The organism is Streptomyces sp. NPDC042364 (assembly GCF_056437585.1).
This window is the reverse complement of record NZ_JBWKAJ010000008.1, coordinates 335479-352438: the sequence shown is the minus strand read 5'-3', so window position 1 is coordinate 352438 and position 16960 is coordinate 335479. Positions and strand designations below refer to the sequence as shown.

The following is a 16960-nucleotide window of genomic DNA, read 5'->3' as shown; positions in this document are numbered from 1 at the left end:
GATGCCGGGAGGTCTTGCAGCGCGGGTGATGGGCTGGCAGCGGCGCATGGGCGCCGTGGCCAGTCCCTTCAGCGCGTCCGGGGAGGCGTCGAACGGCGAGCCCGTAGTGGTGGAGCTGTGGATTGACGGCGAGTGGGTCGACATCAGCGCCGCCGGGTACGTCCTTGTCCGCGACGACAGCGGAAAGATCGACCTGAAGAAAGGCATCCGCGGAGAGGGCGGGCAGACTGATCACGCCACCGCGGGGATGCAGCTACGCAACACCGACGGCAGGTTCAACCCCCGCAACCCCACCGGCGCGTACTTCGGGTCGATCGGCCGTAACCAGCCGATCCGTGTCTCCGTGCCGGACGGCAACGGAGGCAAGTCCTACCGCATCTGGGGTGAGGTGTCGGACTGGGCGCAGGACTGGGAGCGCTCCGGCAACGACATCTGGACCGACACCGAAGTCTCCGGGATCATCCGCCGCCTCGCCCAAGGACCAGCCGCAGACCAGTCGGTGATCCGCACCGCAATCAGCGAACTCAGCTCGCTACGCGCCTACTGGCCGTGCGAGGACCCCACCGGTTCCGTGCAGATTGCGTCCGCGCTCACCACCGGCTCACCCATGGTGTTCATCGACCGGGCGCCTGACCTTGCTTCTGACGGGCGGTTCGGCGCAAGCTCCCCGCTCCCCGTGTTCACCAGCGCCGCGATGCGAGGAGGTGTCGCGAAGTACGACTCACCGTCCGCCACCCAGGTCCGGTTCCTGCTGTACATCCCACCCGAGGGCGCCGCGGCAGACGGCGACGTGATCGTCCGGGTGCAGCAGGTGGAGGACATCACCGTCTCCAACCACTCGATCTACCAGCTGTCCTACAACGCGCCCGGCGGCGCTTTCACGGGCGTCGTCACACCGGGCAGCCTCACCCTGCAGTTCTACGACAGCGACGGCACCGAGTTCGGCACGCCAATCCACCACGACACGGACGTGCGAGGGAAGCGGCTGAGGGTGTCGCTGGAGTTCGAGGAGAGCGGCAGCAGCACCATCTACACGGTGCGCACGCTCGACCTCACGTCGGGCACGGAGACCGCGGTGTCTCAGACCCGGGGGACGCATCAGCTGACCCGCTGCACGGACGTCAAGTTCTTCATCGACCCGTCGATCGGCACGGACACGACAGGCGGCCTCCCGGACGGTGTGGTCGGGCATGTCACGGTGCAGGACACCATCACTGCGATTACGGACCTCGGTGTCCGTGTGGACCCTATCGGCGAGGCTGCCGGCAGGCGGATCCAGCGGCTGTGTGCCGAGCAGGCGATTCCGTTCGAGTGGGTGGGTGACCTCGATGACACGGTGGAGATGGGCGCTCAGGGCTCGTCGAATCCGCTGTCGCTGATCCGGGAGTGCGTGGACGCGGACGGCGGGATGCTGTACGAGACCGCTGATGTTCTCGGTCTGGGCTACCGGACCCGCGCCAGCCTGTACGCCCAGGACCCTGCCGTGGTCTTGGACTATGCGGGCTACCAGCTGGCTGCGGTGCCGGTGCCGGTGGAGGACGACCAGCGGATCGCGAACCGGGTCACGGTCACCGTGAACGGCGTATCGCAGACCTATGAGGAGACTGAGGGCCGCCTGTCGACGGCGCTGCCTCCGGCCGGTGTCGGCGTGTACGGGCCGTCGGATGCGACCCTGAACCTGGCGTCCACGGATACGGCGGACCTGCTGGACCAGGCGGCATGGCGGGTGCATCTGGGGACCGTTGACGAGGCCCGGCACCCGCAGATCAGCGTGAACCTGGCGCACCCCAGCTTCACCAGCAACCCGGCGTTGAAGCGGGCCGTGCTTGCACTGCGGCAGGGCGACCGGATTCAGGTGCAGAACCCGCCGGCGTGGCTGCCCCCGGATGCGATCGACCAACTCGTGTTGGGCTTCGAGGAGTCCATCACCCGGTTCGAGCACCGCATCACCATGCTGTGCGCCCCGGCGTCTCCGTACAACTCGGTCGGGTTCCTGGACAGCACGGACGCCCGCGTGGACACGGACGGCACGGAGACCGTCACGGCGATCACCTCTTCGGACACCACCGTCTATGTGACCCCGTCGGCCGGGCAGACCGGACTGTGGACCACCGACTCCGCGGAGGTGCCGTGGAATGTGCGGGCCGGCGGCGAGGTCTGGACGGTGACGTCGTGCACTGGGTTCATCGAGGACGCGTTCGGCCGCACCAGTGCCTCTAGCTGGGGCAGCGCTGACACCGGGCAGGCGTGGGCCACGGTGGGCGGCGGCGCGGCGTCGGACTACAGCGTCGGTTCCGGGTACGGGGTGCATGTCCTGTCGACGGTGGACGTGACCCGTCGGACGTCGATCACAGCGGTCAGCGCGGACGCGGACTTCTACGGCAGCATCACCACCAGCGCCCTCGCGACTGGGGCCAGCCTGTACGGGGCGATCACCGCGCGGATGCTCGACTCCGAGAACATGTACATGGCCCGCCTGGAGTTCACCACGGCCAACACGATTCTGCTGGCCCTGCGGAAGATCGTTGCGAACGTGGGTACCGACATCGGCGCCGTCACCGTGCCTGTCACCCATGTCGCTGGCCAGTTCATCCGGGTGCGGCTCCAGCTCAAGGGCTCAGCGTTGAAGGCCAAGGCGTGGCTCGCGAGCGAGGTGGAGCCGCCGACGTGGGACATCGAGGTCACGGACTCGTCGATCGTGCTGCCGCATTCGCTGGGCACGCGGTCGATCCGTGTCTCGGGTAACACGAACGGCGCGGCGGTGGAGATCCGCTACGACGACTTCGAGGTCGTCAACCCGCAGAAGTGGACGGTCACTCGCTCCGTCAACGGCTGCACGAAAGCCCACGCGGCGGGCACGGACGTCCGTCTTGCTACCCCGACTGTTCTGGCCCTGTAAGGAGACACGATGGCAGAGGCCTACCCCACACCGCTCGCGGGGCAGCGGATCACCGCGACGCTGCTGCGGTCGATGCTGCCGCAGACCGTCCGGAAGACGGCGGACACCAGCCGAGCGGCGACGACCACCTACGAAGCCGATCCGCACCTCGTCTTCGCGGCCGAGGCGAACGCTGTGTACGTGATGTCGGGATGGGTGAAGTACTTCGCGGACCCCACCCCGGACATCAAGATGCGTTTCACGGTCCCTACGGGCTGCCTGGGTGAATGGGCGTGGATCGTGCCCGGTTCGGGCACGCCGTCCCTAGCTACCACGGCCGGATACTCAATTCGCACGGAAACGAACGACGTAGGTGTGGGGCGTACCGCCTACGGCACCGGCGATACCCAGCAGATGACCCCATTGGGCGCTGTTTTCCGCATGTCGACGACGGCGGGAAACATTTCGCTGGAGTGGGCGCAGAACACATCCAGCGCGACGGCCACCGTTCTTTACACCGATAGCTGGCTACAGTTCCAGCGGATTGCTTGAGGCCCTGATGTCTACCGTTACCCCGCATTACGAGTCCGTCCAGTACACCGGGGACGCTGCCACGATTCTGGCGTTCCTGGACGGCGCCGAGTACACCCTGTCGTCCGAGACGGCGGAGCGACTGGTGCTGCTGGACGGGGAGGGCACCCCGAAAACCATCCCGCTCAACGGGTGGGTGGTGCGGAGCTGGAACCACGAACTCGTGTGGCAGGGCTCCAATACCGCGTACCTGGCGCAGTGGACGGTGGTGTCGTGACCGTCTACATCTGCTCGCTGATCGCGAGCGAGCCTCAGGTCATTCCGTCCGGCGGGTATCACATCGTCCGGTTTCCGTCCGTCGGGGAGTCCGCTGACGCGCACGGCATGCACGAGGCGATGCAGCCCGACGGGCCGCCCGTCACCAACTGGCAGACGGACGACCGATCGGGTCTGATCTGGCCGGCGGTCGGCGGGTGGGGTGTGCTGACGGCGAATGTGCATTGGGAGCCGGGCGGCTACGACGAGTTGAGGGATCGGTTCGTCAGGGATCCGTTCGGCGAGAAGCCGGACTCGACGGCTACGGATCATCGGGCGCCGAGTCCCGGGATGCAGTGCTTCACGAAGCAGCATCAGCTGTTCGTGCACCCTGGCACTCCGTTGGCGTTCCTGGTGTCCCACAACGACAGCGTCGCGCGGAAGATCACGCACGCGCAGTTCAAGCTCGCGATCCACCCCACAGAAGAGGGGGCCTGACCATGGCCATCAAGCTCGTCACTCGCGCGCAGTGGGGTGCCCGCGACTACCGCACACCCAACGGAGCGACGCCGTACAGCGGTGCTCGTCGCGGCGTGAAACTCCACTACCTCGGCACCGCCTACGCAGACCGGACCCACGACCGATGCGCCGCCTACGTGCGGCTCCTCCAGGACCAGCACATGGACGGCAACGGCTGGAGCGACATCGGCTACTCGTTCTTGGTGTGCACGCACGGCTACGTGTACGAGGGCCGCGGCCTGAAGCGCCGCAACAGCGCGAACGGGAACACGGCGCTCAACGAGCAGGACTACGCCGTGTGTCTGCTCGTCGGCTCCTCGGACCTCACCCGGCCCACGGAAGCGCAGCTGCATGGCGCTCGCGACGCCATCGAGTACTGCCGCAGCCAGGGCCCGGCCGGCACGTGGCTGGGCGGGCATCGGGACGGCTACGCCACATCGTGCCCCGGCGACCCCATCTACGCCTGGGTGAAAGCAGGGGCACCCCGCCCCACCAGCGAGGAGGACGACATGCCCACACCTGCCGAAGTCGCGAAGGCAGTGCTCACGTTGGACGGGGTCATCTCCGTTCCGGGTGCGCCAGCGACGAACCCGACATGGACGCTGTCGAGCGTGCAGACGGAGATCCTGAAGCGTCTCGACAAGGCGAACGCGACGCTTGCCGCGCAGTCCGCGGCGATCACGTCGCTGGCGGGGCAGCTCGGGGAGGACGTGGACACCGACGCGGTGGTGGCCGCGGTGCGGCAGGCCATCGCGGACGCCGTCGTCAGCGTCGACATCAACGTCAACAGCAAGGAGTCCTGATCATGCAACCGACTGATGCACAGCTGTGGGCCGCGGGCCTCGGCTTCGTTCTCCCGCCCGTCATAGCGATCGTCAATCAGCCTCGCTGGTCCGGCGCCGTGCGTGGCCTGCTGATGCTGGCTGTGGCCGCGCTGGTGGGTCTCGGGACGGCGTACTTCAACGGTGACTTCGACGGCAAGCCTGTCGTGACGTGCATGCTGCTGGCGGCGGTGGCTATCGGCACCTCGTACTACACGGTGTGGAAGCCGTCGGGGATCGCGCCGGGGATCGAGCGGGCAACGTCGACGGGCGGGCCGCGCCCGGTGTCTGGCAGCTGAACTGATCGGAGCACCATATGCCGGACGAGCCGACCCTCGGAGAGGTTGTCCGCCGGTTCGAGGACCGGCTCACCGACGTACGTGATGACATCGCCCAGCTGGGGCGCCGCATGGACGAGAAGGTGGACCAGCGGATCTATGACCTGCGGCATGAGGCTCTCACGCAGCGGGTCGCCACGTTGGAGACGTTGCGGGAGAAGGATGCGGAGAAGCTGGTCGCCACCCGTAGGTGGTTGATCGGTGCGGTGATTGTGCCGCTGATCGGCATCCTCCTCCCGGTGATCATTTTGTTGACTCAGGGGGCCGGGTCGTGAGCCGGGTGCAACTGCGGGCGGAGGAGCGTCGCTGGCGGCGAGGTGACGGGTGGACGTGGCTGGGCGCTCTGGTGTTGGGCGCTGCGCTGGCGTGGATTGTGCTGTCGATTCAGGGGATGGCGCACGAGCTGCAGGTGGAGCGGGCCTACAACCGGGCGTTGGCGCAGCAGGTGCGTGACCTGGGGGGGAAGCCGGTGAAGGGCCCGCCGGGCGAGCGCGGGGCGTCGGTGGTGGGTCCGTCTGGTCCGCCTGGGGAGCCGGGTCGGGACGGGCTTGATGGGGCGGACGGTGTCGACGGCAGTCCGGGCCCGTCTGGTTCGCCAGGCGCGGATGGTAAGGACGGCGTCGACGGTTCTGACGGTAAGGCTGGGGAGCCGGGAGCTGTCGGCGCTACGGGCCCGGCCGGGCCGCCTGGCCCTCAGGGGGAGCCGGGTCCGGCCGGACCTCAGGGGGAGCCGGGCGCGGACGGGGCGGATGGCCGGGATGGGCAGACGTGCCCGGACGGGTACAGCTTGCAGGCGCCGTCCTACGACGAGGCTGCGCTGGTGTGCCGCCAGGATGGTGCGCCGGATCCGGGGCCGGGCGAGGGGAACGGTCCGCAGGCGGAGGGTGCGTTGGATCCGCAGCGCCGGGTGTACACGTAGGCGCCTCTACGCCGCTTCGCTGACGTCGATCAGTCGCCGTTCCACCGCGACCGCCCGCGTCCACTCCTCCACCAGCCCCTGGTAGCGGTCTCGCGTGTCTCCGTACAGCCAGCCACCGCAGCCCACGACCAGCGCCCGGATCTCCGCGTTCACCACGGCAGACGGGCGCACGCCACCAAGGGCCAGGGAGTCGGGGAACATGCGCTCAGCCTATCGAGCGACGCCCTCAAACACGCATGCCGCTCACACCGAAAACCCGCCAGCCTTCCGAACCCCAGCCAGCGCCCGCGCCCACGGAAACACCCGCGGGTTCCCCTGCTTCGGAGGATGCGACTCGTACCCGTCCGGGCCGTCGAGGACCACAACACCCTGCTCACGCAGCACCGCCTTCGACCGCGCCACCGCGGGCTGCGCGCCCTGCGCCTGATTGAAGAACGGCATGACCACCACCGGTACCCCCATGTGCACCGCCTCGGACGGGATCCCGATCGCCACGGTGTCGCTGATACCAGCGCCCCACTTGTTCAGCGTGGTGCAGGACATCGGCGCCATCAGCATGGCGTCCGCTTTCGGCAACGCGTCCTTCTCCCACGGCAGCTTGTACCGCGACCGCACCGGATGCCCCGTCAACTCCACCAGCTCCTGCATGCGCGGCTCCCACCACGCGGCAGCAGACGGGGTCAAGATCAGACACACGTCCCACCCGTCAGCCTGAGCGACGCGCACGCCATCATCGATGAACTGGGTGGGCCCTGCGGCGCAGGCGATCAAATACAGCACTCGGGTCATGCGCGAAGTCCACAACGCTCCGCCAACGCACGCAACCCCGGCCCCGGATTCGCCGTCGCCCCCACCACGTCCTTCACCAAGTTCACCGCGTCCGGCCGGCCCCGGACTTCCTCCGGCGCGAGAGCATCGGCTTCGAGGAGCGCCCTCGCCGCGTCATCCTTCCGCCGTGTCAAGAGTGAAGCGCGTGCCATCGTGACGTGATGCCCGGCCTGCCGCTCCCGACTCAGGCCGGCGAGCGCCTCCGGGTCCAGCCGGTCGGCGGCTTCGAGCGCGGACCAGCCGTCCTCGAATCGGACCAGCACATCGATACGGTGCAAGCTCACGTTCGTCGGCCCGAACTGGGTGTAGTCCTCGTCCAGGTCGCCGCCCTGCCGGTCGGCCACATCATCGGCCTCGTCCACATAGTCGGTCGCGGCCCGCACCCGCGCGGTGGCCCGCTCCTGCGCCGACGATGCGATCGCCGCGGACAGGTACAGCATGCCGAGCGTCGACAACCCGAGCGGCCCCCGCTCCGTCAGCCCGGCCTCCAGACGTCGCGCCGACGCGGTCGCGAACTCGACGGCGGCTTCGGGCCGCTGCTGGTAGACGAGGCTCTTCGCCACACGCCGGGATGCGGCCCCAATGTGCACAGGGTCCCCGGACTGTTCGGCGGCGGCGAGCGCCCGGTCCGCGGCGAGCGCGGCCTGAATTGCGGTGGGCGCTCCGTACTTGTGGAGGTACGAGGTGACCAGCTGGTAGACGCGGGACAGGACCGCTTGCGCATCGGACTGGGCGCCGACGGGCGCGGCATGCGCGGCCCGAGTGGCTCCGGCGATGAGGGCGGGAAGTTCCCGGCCGAGGGCGGCGTAGTGGCAGGCCTGGAACGCCCGGCAGCAGTACGCGAGCCGCCGTCGCAGAACGTCAGTAGCGGGCGGGGGTTCGCTGCCGTCGGGGGCGTAGAGGGCGTCGATGACGGCGAGGGCTTCGGCGGGCGGCCCGCTGCTTGCGGGGGGCGGTGTGGGGGTGTCTGACAAGAGTTGCTCCAGGGGGACGCGTAGCACGTCGGCCGCGCGTACCAGGACGGACAGGCGCGGGTCCTGCTGGCGTTTGCCGCCTTCGATGTCCTGCACCCACCGTTTGGTCTGTCCCATGAGACGGCCGAAGTCGGATTGGGTGAAGCCTCGCCGGTCGCGCCAGTAGGCGATGCGTCGGCCGATGGCGGAAGTGTCCATGGGTGCCCCCGGTGCAAGGCACGCACTTTGCGTGCCCACCTCTGTTGTACCGCGCCATACGGTCCTGGTGTGAGACAGATCACCGGGACAGTGGAGGCGGACATGACGCCGAGACAGGACACCGCGCCCAGCGCGCTCACCCTCCTGCCACTCGACACCACAGCCCTGTCCGACCCGCAACGCCGCGGCACCATCTGCGTGTACGACGGCACCGCCCTCGGCGTCGACGCCGTCGACCTCGGCCAACGCCCCCACGGCTCCATCCAGGTGTTCCCGCGGGCCTGCCCCCGCTGCGTCGCCGACCAGGCCGCCGAGACCGCAGGCGCGCATGCCGCCATATGCGAGCAGTGCGTCGACAGCCCGGTCGGATGCGAGACCGTGGCCGCGCTCCGCCGCCTCCACATGGAGCACGCCCGGTGAGCATCCCCATCCGCAGCCTCCCGGACGTCGCCGAGCTGACGAACGGCCAGTACCGGGGCTGGAACTGCGTCTGGTGCGACCAGCGGCTCACCCGCGGTGCCGTACTGGCTGGCCGCGCGACCGGGTACCGCGGCGTCCACGACATGAGCACCGACGTGTACGCCTGCCCCGACGACTGTGCCCCCACTGCTGGAGGAGCATCGTGAACACCGCCAAGACGCCACCCCGCCCCGCCGGCCAGTTGGGGCACGGCTACTGCTGGGAGAAGCACCCTGTCCACGGTGTGCACTGCACCCAGCCCGCCGGGCATGAGGCGAAGGGCGTCGAGCACCTCCACCCGTACACGAGGCCGCCGCTCCGCTGGTCCTGACTCCCCGGCCGCCGGTGCCAGCACCGCCGGCGTCCGGGTGGCTGCCCTGAGAGTTCCCCCGTGCCGCGGGGCAGCCTGGGTGGGCCCGCTGCCGTCCCCTGCGGCAGCGGGCTCACCGCACAAGATCCGCCAGGGGTACGTCGAGGGCATGGGCGATGAGCGCGAGGTGGTCGATCAGCGTCGCGTGGGTGCCCTGCTCGATCCGGTTGACGGTCTTGCGGTCAAGGCCGCCTGCCAGTTCGGCGAGTCGTTCCTGTGACAGGTGCTGGCGCGTGCGTTCGGCTCGGATGTTGTCCCCGATGGCCCGGCGTTGGTGGAGTACCCAGTCGGGCATGGGGTCGGTTGGCACGGGTACACGCTGGTCAAGCCCGAGATGGATGTCTGTACCATCGATGGGACATTCACGGAATGAGTCCGGCGATCGTCCGCAACCCCAACCCGAATAAAACACCCGTTCGAGTGACGCCGTACACTGCCCGTTGTTCAAGCCAGAGGTTTACCTGATCATTACCATCACCCCCCGCACCAACCCGCCCACTTCGCGCCCACCCTCAGCGCCTCGCACCTCAGGTGACCTCTACATGACCGAGCAGCCCGACCCCACTCGCGGCCGCCCCCTCACGCCCACCCAAGCCAGCCGCATCAAATGGGCCCGGCGAGGACTGAACGAAGCACGCAACGCCGAACTCGCCAACCTCGAACCCCACCGCCTCATCCTCCTCATCGAGCGACTGACCGGCGAACTGGACGGCATGCTCCACCTCGTCGACGAGATCACCGGCGCAACACCACTACCCCCCGCCGACCACCATCAGTAAATAACTTTGTGCGGGCGCATCGCGTCCTTCTTGAAGCCCAGGCGGGGGCCGAGGACCAGGCACAGCGCCAGACCGGAGGCGCCGGAGGTGACCTCCACCGGCAGACCGCCCGCGAAGTCCAGGGCGCCGAGGTCGCTCACGATCCAGCCGCCGGGACCCCAGACCCAGTGGGTGACCGGAACGTATACGAGCAGCGCCCACACCGGCACGAAGACCAGCCACGCCGCGAACTTCGCCCGGTCCGCGATCGCCCCGCTGGTCAGGGCGGCCGTGATGACCGCGAAGGTCAGCTGGAAGGTGGCGAACAGGAGGGTGGGGACGGTGCCCTGGACGCTGTCCGGGCCGAGGCCGCCCATACCGAGGTGGTCGAGGTTCCCGATGAGGCCGCCGAACGCGTCGTCGCCGAACGCGAGCGAGTACCCGGCCGCCAGCCACACCACGGTGACCAGCGCGATCGACACGAAGCTCATCATCAGCATGTTGAGGACGCTCTTCGTCCTGACCATGCCGCCGTAGAAGAGAGCCAGGCCCGGGGTCATCAGCAGTACGAGGGCGGTGGCGGCGAGCAGCCAGGCGGTGTCGCCGGTGTCGATGCCTTTCGCGGCCAGGGGCGCGGCGAGGGGCGCGGCCAGGGTCACGGTCGTCACGGCCTTTCTCCAGCGGGTACGGGTGCGAAGCTCGTCAGAGGGTCACCGGAGTGCGTTTCCGGACGCATACGGGTGTGTTTCCGTGACGTTTCGTTGCGTGGGGATTTCGGAAAGCTCACGGTCGGCGCTGACGAGGGGGCGGGGCCGGACGAGGCGGGGAGGGCGTTCTCGCGGTCTGTGCGGCGGGGCTCCGGGGATCAGGGAGAATGGGCGCCATGAGCGTTCGTACCCAGTCATCCGAGCAGCCGGCCGAGGCCGCCCACCGTGCCGGTTTCGCCTGCTTCGTGGGCCGCCCCAACGCGGGCAAGTCCACTCTCACGAACGCTCTGGTCGGCCAGAAGGTGGCGATCACGGCGAACCAGCCGCAGACGACGCGGCACACGGTCCGCGGCATCGTGCACCGGCCGGACGCCCAGCTGATCCTCGTCGACACCCCGGGCCTCCACAAGCCGCGCACGCTGCTGGGGGAGCGCCTCAACGACGTCGTCCGCACGACCTGGGCCGAGGTCGACGTGATCGGCTTCTGCCTGCCGGCGAACGAGAAGCTCGGCCCCGGTGACCGGTTCATCGCGAAGGAGCTGGCGTCCATCAAGAAGACGCCGAAGATCGCGATCGTCACCAAGACCGACCTCGTGGACGGCCAGCGGCTCGCCGAGCAGCTCATCGCGATCGACCAGCTCGGCAAGGAGCTGGGCTTCGAGTGGGCCGAGATCGTGCCGGTGTCGGCGGTCGGCGACAAGCAGGTCGACCTGCTGGCCGACCTGATCGTCCCCCTCCTGCCGGAGGGCCCGGCCCTCTACCCGGAGGGCGACCTCACCGACGAGCCCGAGCAGGTCATGATCGCCGAGCTCATCCGGGAGGCCGCGCTGGAGGGCGTCCGCGACGAGCTGCCCCACTCCATCGCCGTCGTCGTCGAGGAGATGCTGCCCCGCGAGGGCCGCCCCGCCGACAAGCCCCTCCTCGACATCCACGCCTTCGTCTACATCGAGCGCCCCAGCCAGAAGGGCATCATCATCGGCCCCAAGGGCAAGCGCCTGAAGGACGTCGGCATCAAGTCCCGCAAGCAGATCGAGGCACTGCTGGGCACACCGGTGTTCCTCGACCTCCATGTGAAGGTCGCGAAGGACTGGCAGCGGGACCCCAAGCAGCTGCGGCGCCTGGGGTTCTGACCCGCCGAGCGGTCGTGTCCCACCGGTCGTGTTCCGCTCCCCGGGGCAGTGCGCGGCGGTCGCCTGCCTACCTCCGTCGGTCCAGGGCGAAGGGGTTTCCCGACGCCCGGCGTCGGCCGAGCGGTGACGTCATCCCGGTCCGCGGGGCGTCACGCGAACGTGCCGTCACCCCCGGCTGCCGGGGGTGACGGCACGTTCAGGTCGTGCGCGCGGGGGCCGCTAGCGCGTCCACCAGGGGGCCGACGCGTTGCGCAGGGTGTTCGTACCGCAGTGGATCTCGCCCATGCCCAGGTGGTACGTCTCCCAGTCGTCGATGTACGACACCTTCATACCGGCGGCGGTGTACGCCGCCGTCACCGCCTCGGTGAAGACGTCCTTGCCGCCGATGACGGGGCCCCACTGGCGCGGCGCCAGGTAGTGGGTGCGGCTGAGGACGATGCCGTTGACGGCGCCGGGGACGTAGGCGCTGGTCATGACGGACGGGGCGGGGGCGGCGGGGCTGCCGACGGCGCCGTCCGCGGACGGGGCGGGGCTGCCCGGCACGGCCCGGTCGAGCTCCCGCTGCTGGCCGTGGTCGCGGGCCACGTCGGGCAGTTCGGCGCCCGCGCCGAGGCGGGTCAGCCGGGGGAGACGGAGCTTCTCGTCACCCGACTCGCCCCGCTGCTCCCGGCCCTGGGTGAACAGGGCCGGAACCCGCACGACCTCGGCGTCCGTGACACCCGTCTCGCGCTTGAGGATGGCGAGGTTGGCCTCGATACGGCGCGTGGCGAGGTTGTTGTCGGAGACCAGCGTCTTGGAGGCGAGCGCCTGGTCGATCGTCTCCCGGGGGCCGCCTGGCACCGAGAACATCCGCTTCGAGCCGTGACCGGCGCTCTTGGCGTCCCGCAGCAGCCGCAGACCCGCCTCGGGGTCGGCGATGGCGAGCTTCCAGCCGCGCGGGGTGTCGGCGGGCAGGAACTGCACGAACTCGTCGACGTGGCCCACGTGCAGCCAGGAGGTGTCCAGGAACAGCGGGTCCTGAAGGCCCTGCGACTTCAGGAACGTCCGCATCACCTTGGCCGGCTTGGAGCCGCTGTCGGGGCGGTGGCCCATGATGATCCGGCCCGCGGGGAAGGAGCGGTCGCCGTGGGCGTAGGGCGGAATGGTCTCCACGTTGCCCATGGAGTTGAGCGTCCACTCCTCGGACGGGCGGGCGCCGGTCACCTGCACGGCGCCGACGTTCGGGCCGCGCAGCTTCTCGAACAGCTCCCGGCCCGCCTCACGGTCCATCTGAGCCGAGCGCAGCATCACCCGCATGACCTGTCGCTGCCCGTCCGCGCCGGTCATGCTGACGTAGCCGGGCTCCACGAAGTCCTGGGCCCAGATGTCCTGGTACTTGGTGAACTCGATCGTCGGCTTGGTGATACCGGCGGCCCGCGCCTCCTTGGCCAGGCCCTCGCGGAAGGCGCGGTTGAGCTTCGCGTAGTCGTCGGTGCCGGGGATCTTGGTGACCAGCATCTGCTGCGCGTTCTGCAGGTGGTGGTGGGTGAGGACCGGCGCCACCCGCAGGGTGACCGTGTCGGAGGAGGTGCCGGCGGAGGACTTCACGGACAGCCGGATCCGGGCGGTGCCGTCCCACTTGGCGGTGTCCCGGATGACGTCCCGCGCCTCGACGCCGAACTCGACGCCCGCGCGCAGCTCGGCGCGCGTCAGCCGGGTCTTCGCGGTGACGGGGACCCACTTGTCGGCCCGCTTCAGGAACACCCGGGTCCTGTCGGCGCCCGCGGTCACCTTCACGCTGCCCTGCGCGCCGGCCGGCAGGCTCTTCATCGGCACGGACCGGACCCGCGCCAGGTCGGCGGCGTCGGCCTTGCCGTTCACCTTGGTGTCGGAGGCGTCGTTGCAGGCGGCCAGCTTGGCGTCGGACAGCGGCTTGCCGCCCGAGCCCTTGGTGGGGCAGCGCTTGGTGTCGTCGTCGATGTTGGGCAGCATCAGCGCGCCCCGTCCGACCGTCCAGCCGTTCTCACCGGCGGTGTCGGTGGTACCGGTGAGGTCGATCCGGCCGTCCCGGTTGGCGTCCACCCGCAGGTCGGTCGGCGGCGCCCCGTCCGCGAAGGCGACGGGTGCCGCGAGCGACGGCACGGCGAGCAGGGTGCCGGAGACGGCGAGCACGGCTATCGCGCGCCGTGCGGGGCGGGTGAGGGCAGATCTCGGTGAACGCGTGGGCACAGGGCGTCCCTTCAGCAACGGGGGTGGTCGTCACAGAAGAGGGACGATCCGGCCGATCAGTTCCCTGTGCGTCGTCCGTGCGTCGAGTGATCTACTCCACTGCCCGGATCCGCCCCACGAACACCGCCCCCGCCAGGCCGATCACCGCCGCCACGAGGTACAGCGCCCGGTAGCCGCCGAGATGCGTCACGATCGGCGCGGCGAGCGCCGGCGCGGCCACCTGGGGAAGGGAGTTGGCGATGTTGATGACGCCGAGGTCCTTGCCCCGGTCGCGGGCCCTGGGCAGTACGTCGGTCATGAGGGCGAAGTCCACGGAGGTGAAGACGCCGAAGCCGAGCCCGAGGAGCGCCGCGGCGACGATCGTGCCCGGCCAGGTCGGCCAGAGCGCGATCAGTCCCGTCGCGGCCGCCATCAGCAGCCCCGACCAGTACACGAACGGCTTGCGGCGCCCCACGCGGTCCGACCACACCCCGGCGACCACCACCGTCGCCAGCAGCATCGCCGCGTTCACCGCCGTAAGGATCAGCACGCCCAGTTCGGGGTCGTGGAACCGGACGCGGTCCCGCAGGTAGAAGAGCAGGTAGAGCAGGCCGATGCTGTTGCTCAGGTTCACCAGGAAACGCGTCAGCCACGCCCAGGCGAAGTCCGGGTACCGGCGCGGACTCAGCCAGAAACCGGCCAGGAAACCCCGCCACGACCACACCGGCCGGTCCGCCGCCGACAGCCGCGGGTCGGGGTGGCCCAGCACATACGGCAGCACGCCCGCCAGCGTGAACACCGCGCACGCCGCGTACCCCGCGCCGATGCCCCCGCCCAGTGTCGCCAGCCCCGTGCCGCCGACCACGCCCAGGATCTGCGCCGCGCCCAACCAGCCGCCCACAGAGCCGCGTTGGAGCCGCGGCACCCGGTCGGGCACCGCCGCGGTGACCGCCGCCCAGGACGCGTTGAGCGTCAGCTGGACCAGGCACCAGCCGGCCGCCAGCGTCCACAGCCCGCCCGCTCCCGCGAGCAGCAGCAACGCCACCGCGCCGCCCGCCGAGCCCGCCACGATCCACGGTGTACGGCGCCCCCACCGGGAGGTCGTACGGTCCGACAGCGCGCCGAACAGCGGTGTGGCGACCAGCGAGACGACCGCGCCGGCGCCCGTCACCCAGGCCAGCATCGTCTCCTTCGACATCCCGGCACCCGGCGCGAAGTCCTCCGCCTGGGAGGCCAGCAGGATCTGCAGCGGGCCGTACCAGCCCACCCAGATGGCCGCGTTGGCCAGTGCCAGCGAGGCGGTCCAGCCCCCGCCCACCCGTTCGACGGGTTCGGCGAGGGCGCCGACCGGCTGTGTCGTCGTCATGCCCGGCGCTGCGCTCTGAGCAGGTCCCGGTACCACCCGTACGACGCCTTCGGCTCGCGCTCCAGCGTCTCGTAGTCGACGTGCACGAGCCCGAACCGCCGGGCGTAGCCCTCCGCCCACTCGAAGTTGTCGAGCAGCGACCACACGAAGTACCCGCGCACGTCGACCCCCGCCTCCACGGCCCGGTGGAGCGCCCGGACATGGCCGTCCAGGTAGGCGATGCGCTCCTGGTCGTCGACGCCCTCGTACGAGCAGCCGTTCTCGGTGATGACCACGGGCGGCAGCCGGTCGCCGTAGCGCTCGCGGAAGCCGGTGAGCAGTTCCGTCAGGCCCTCGGGCACCACAGGCCAGCCGAAGTCGGTCGTCGGGACGCCCTCGATCTCCTTGACGGTGAAGGGGAGTTCGGCGGGGATGGTCACCCCGCCGAACTCGATGTCCGTGCCCTCGGGGGCGCCCACCCGGGTCGGTGCGTAGTAGTTGATCCCGTACCAGTCGATGGGCTCGGAGATGACCTTCAGATCGGACTCGATGTCCGTGCCCGGCATCAACTCGCCGAGCCCCTCCGGGTATTCGCCCAGCAGGACCGGCTCCGCGAACAGACGGTTCAGCAGCAGGTCGTAGAAGCCGGCCGCCTCCACGTCCGCCTGCTCCCGCGACGCGGCCCAGGTCGGCCCGTGCGAGTTGGCGATGCCGACGTCCGTGACTCCGGCCGCGCGCAGCGCCCGTACGGCCAGGCCGTGGCCCAGCAGCTGGTGGTGGGCGGCCGGGAGCGCGTCGAACATGAGCTGCTTGCCCGGCGCGTGGGTGCCCAGCGCATGGCCCAGCAGGGTGTGCTCGGCGGGCTCGTTGAGGGTGATCCACTTGGTGACCCGGTCACCGAGGCGGGCGGCGACGACGGCGACGTACTCGGCGAACCGCTCGGCGGTGTCCCGGTTCAGCCAGCCACCCGCTTCCTGGAGCGACACCGGCAGGTCCCAGTGGAAGAGGGTCGGCACCGGCCGCACGCCCGCCCCGGCCAACTCGTCCACCAGCCGGTCGTAGAAGTCGAGTCCGCCGGGGGCGTTCACCCGGGGCCAGGACACCGAGAAGCGGTACGCGTCCACGCCCAGCTCGCGCAGGAGGGCCACGTCCTCGGGGTAACGGTGGAAGTGGTCGCAGGCCACCGCCGCGTTCGAGCCGTCCTTGACGCGGCCCTCCTCGGCCGTGAAGACGTCCCACACGGAGGGCTCACGCCGGTCCGCGGCACCCTCGATCTGGTGCGCGGAGGTCGAGACGCCCCACAGGAAGCCGGCCGGGAACTGGGGTATCGGGTTCGTCGCCATGCGCGGATCATCCGTACCACGGGTAACGGAAGTCAACGGCCGAGAACGATTGCCCTGTTACCGCCGGGTATCAGAAGGGCGCGGGACTCACGCCCCCTCTTTGAGCACCCTGCTGATCAGCTCCCGCTGCTCCTCCGTCAGCGCGGGATCCGCGCAGTGCACCGTCCTGCCGTCGACCGTGATCTCGTACGAGAACCCGTCCGGCACCCCCGGCGGTGCCGTGCCCCGGCCGGCGGCGAGCGCCCGCTCGGCCAGAGCCCGCCATTCCAGGGCATCGGGCCGCCCCGCGGTGTCCACCACCGCGTGCCGCTCGATGCCCGCGAAACCACCCGTGCGCCGCACCTCGATACGCATGGGTCATGTCTAGTACGGATCGGGGCCGGAGCGCAGCACCGCGCCG

Annotated in this window: 20 protein-coding genes and 1 pseudogene; 12 read left to right on the top strand and 9 right to left on the bottom strand. The window is 69.9% G+C overall.

Translation table 11 applies throughout. The features are described 5' to 3' along the window. The first annotated feature begins 1 nt into the window (after position 1). Genes AC067N_RS19205 through AC067N_RS19175 form a run of 7 tightly spaced genes read left to right on the top strand, consistent with a single transcriptional unit; the run spans position 2 to position 5617 of the window. Positions 2-2899 (top strand): hypothetical protein, encoded by a 2898-nt coding sequence (locus tag AC067N_RS19205; protein ID WP_478680068.1) that lies wholly within the window; start codon positions 2-4, stop codon positions 2897-2899. A gap of 9 nt (positions 2900-2908) precedes the next feature. Continuing rightward, complete coding sequence (locus AC067N_RS19200; RefSeq protein ID WP_478680067.1) at positions 2909-3430, top strand: hypothetical protein; 522 nt, start codon at positions 2909-2911, stop codon at positions 3428-3430. 7 nt (positions 3431-3437) lie between these two features. Beyond that, positions 3438-3686, top strand: a complete 249-nt coding sequence (locus AC067N_RS19195) for a hypothetical protein (protein WP_478680066.1) — start codon at positions 3438-3440, stop codon at positions 3684-3686. Beyond that, positions 3683-4162, top strand: a complete 480-nt coding sequence (locus AC067N_RS19190) for a hypothetical protein (RefSeq protein ID WP_478680065.1) — start codon at positions 3683-3685, stop codon at positions 4160-4162. Before AC067N_RS19195 ends, AC067N_RS19190 begins: the two co-directional genes overlap by 4 nt. A gap of 2 nt (positions 4163-4164) precedes the next feature. Further along, complete coding sequence (locus tag AC067N_RS19185; protein WP_478680064.1) at positions 4165-4986, top strand: peptidoglycan recognition protein family protein; 822 nt, start codon at positions 4165-4167, stop codon at positions 4984-4986. A 2-nt stretch (positions 4987-4988) separates the two neighbouring features. Beyond that, positions 4989-5303, top strand: coding sequence for a hypothetical protein (locus tag AC067N_RS19180; RefSeq protein ID WP_478680063.1), 315 nt, complete (start codon positions 4989-4991; stop codon positions 5301-5303). Positions 5304-5320: 17 nt separating this feature from the next. Next, complete coding sequence (locus AC067N_RS19175) at positions 5321-5617, top strand: hypothetical protein (protein ID WP_478680062.1); 297 nt, start codon at positions 5321-5323, stop codon at positions 5615-5617. A 650-nt stretch (positions 5618-6267) separates the two neighbouring features. Here AC067N_RS19175 and AC067N_RS19170 read toward each other — a convergent pair. From AC067N_RS19170 to AC067N_RS19160, 3 genes are read right to left on the bottom strand one after another with little or no spacing between them, the layout of a single operon-like run. Next, the gene (locus AC067N_RS19170) at positions 6268-6462 is read right to left on the bottom strand and encodes a hypothetical protein (protein WP_478680061.1); all 195 of its coding nucleotides are present in this window, start codon (positions 6460-6462) and stop codon (positions 6268-6270) included. A gap of 42 nt (positions 6463-6504) precedes the next feature. Continuing rightward, positions 6505-7050: a flavoprotein gene (locus AC067N_RS19165; RefSeq protein WP_478680060.1), complete on the bottom strand. Its 546-nt coding sequence runs from the start codon at positions 7048-7050 to the stop codon at positions 6505-6507. Beyond that, positions 7047-8261 (bottom strand): helix-turn-helix domain-containing protein, encoded by a 1215-nt coding sequence (locus AC067N_RS19160; RefSeq protein ID WP_478680059.1) that lies wholly within the window; start codon positions 8259-8261, stop codon positions 7047-7049. The genes AC067N_RS19165 and AC067N_RS19160 overlap by 4 nt, the downstream gene beginning before the upstream one ends. A 69-nt stretch (positions 8262-8330) precedes the next feature. On the opposite strand from AC067N_RS19160, the gene AC067N_RS19155 reads away from it, so the two are divergent. From AC067N_RS19155 to AC067N_RS19145, 3 genes are read left to right on the top strand one after another with little or no spacing between them, the layout of a single operon-like run. Next, positions 8331-8681, top strand: a complete 351-nt coding sequence (locus AC067N_RS19155) for a hypothetical protein (protein ID WP_478680058.1) — start codon at positions 8331-8333, stop codon at positions 8679-8681. After that, on the top strand, positions 8678-8887 hold the full coding sequence (locus tag AC067N_RS19150) for a hypothetical protein (RefSeq protein WP_478680057.1): 210 nt from the start codon (positions 8678-8680) through the stop codon (positions 8885-8887). The genes AC067N_RS19155 and AC067N_RS19150 overlap by 4 nt, the downstream gene beginning before the upstream one ends. Continuing rightward, positions 8884-9051 (top strand): hypothetical protein, encoded by a 168-nt coding sequence (locus AC067N_RS19145; RefSeq protein ID WP_478680056.1) that lies wholly within the window; start codon positions 8884-8886, stop codon positions 9049-9051. The genes AC067N_RS19150 and AC067N_RS19145 overlap by 4 nt, the downstream gene beginning before the upstream one ends. Before the next feature lie 112 nt (positions 9052-9163). Here the strand turns inward: AC067N_RS19145 and AC067N_RS19140 are convergent, their stop codons facing one another. Beyond that, on the bottom strand, positions 9164-9400 hold the full coding sequence (locus tag AC067N_RS19140) for a helix-turn-helix domain-containing protein (protein WP_478680055.1): 237 nt from the start codon (positions 9398-9400) through the stop codon (positions 9164-9166). A gap of 232 nt (positions 9401-9632) precedes the next feature. On the opposite strand from AC067N_RS19140, the gene AC067N_RS19135 reads away from it, so the two are divergent. After that, positions 9633-9869, top strand: a complete 237-nt coding sequence (locus tag AC067N_RS19135; protein WP_478680054.1) for a hypothetical protein — start codon at positions 9633-9635, stop codon at positions 9867-9869. 2 nt (positions 9870-9871) lie between these two features. On the opposite strand, the pseudogene AC067N_RS19130 reads toward AC067N_RS19135, so the two are convergent. Beyond that, positions 9872-10507, bottom strand: a pseudogene (locus AC067N_RS19130) (ammonium transporter); the annotation flags it as partial. A 215-nt stretch (positions 10508-10722) separates the two neighbouring features. On the opposite strand from AC067N_RS19130, the gene era reads away from it, so the two are divergent. Next, entirely contained in the window at positions 10723-11685 is a 963-nt protein-coding gene (gene era, locus AC067N_RS19125; RefSeq protein WP_468102585.1) for a GTPase Era, read from the top strand. A gap of 219 nt (positions 11686-11904) precedes the next feature. Here the strand turns inward: era and AC067N_RS19120 are convergent, their stop codons facing one another. The 4 genes from AC067N_RS19120 to AC067N_RS19105 form a co-directional block, all read right to left on the bottom strand. Then, positions 11905-13836, bottom strand: a complete 1932-nt coding sequence (locus AC067N_RS19120) for a protein-arginine deiminase domain-containing protein (RefSeq protein ID WP_478680126.1) — start codon at positions 13834-13836, stop codon at positions 11905-11907. A gap of 148 nt (positions 13837-13984) precedes the next feature. Further along, a complete protein-coding gene (locus AC067N_RS19115; protein ID WP_478680053.1) occupies positions 13985-15238 on the bottom strand; it encodes an MFS transporter in 1254 nt (417 codons plus the stop codon). Then, positions 15235-16560, bottom strand: a complete 1326-nt coding sequence (locus tag AC067N_RS19110; RefSeq protein ID WP_478680052.1) for a GH1 family beta-glucosidase — start codon at positions 16558-16560, stop codon at positions 15235-15237. Before AC067N_RS19110 ends, AC067N_RS19115 begins: the two co-directional genes overlap by 4 nt. An 87-nt stretch (positions 16561-16647) precedes the next feature. After that, a complete protein-coding gene (locus tag AC067N_RS19105) occupies positions 16648-16914 on the bottom strand; it encodes a protealysin inhibitor emfourin (RefSeq protein WP_478680051.1) in 267 nt (88 codons plus the stop codon). Positions 16915-16960: the final 46 nt, after the last annotated feature.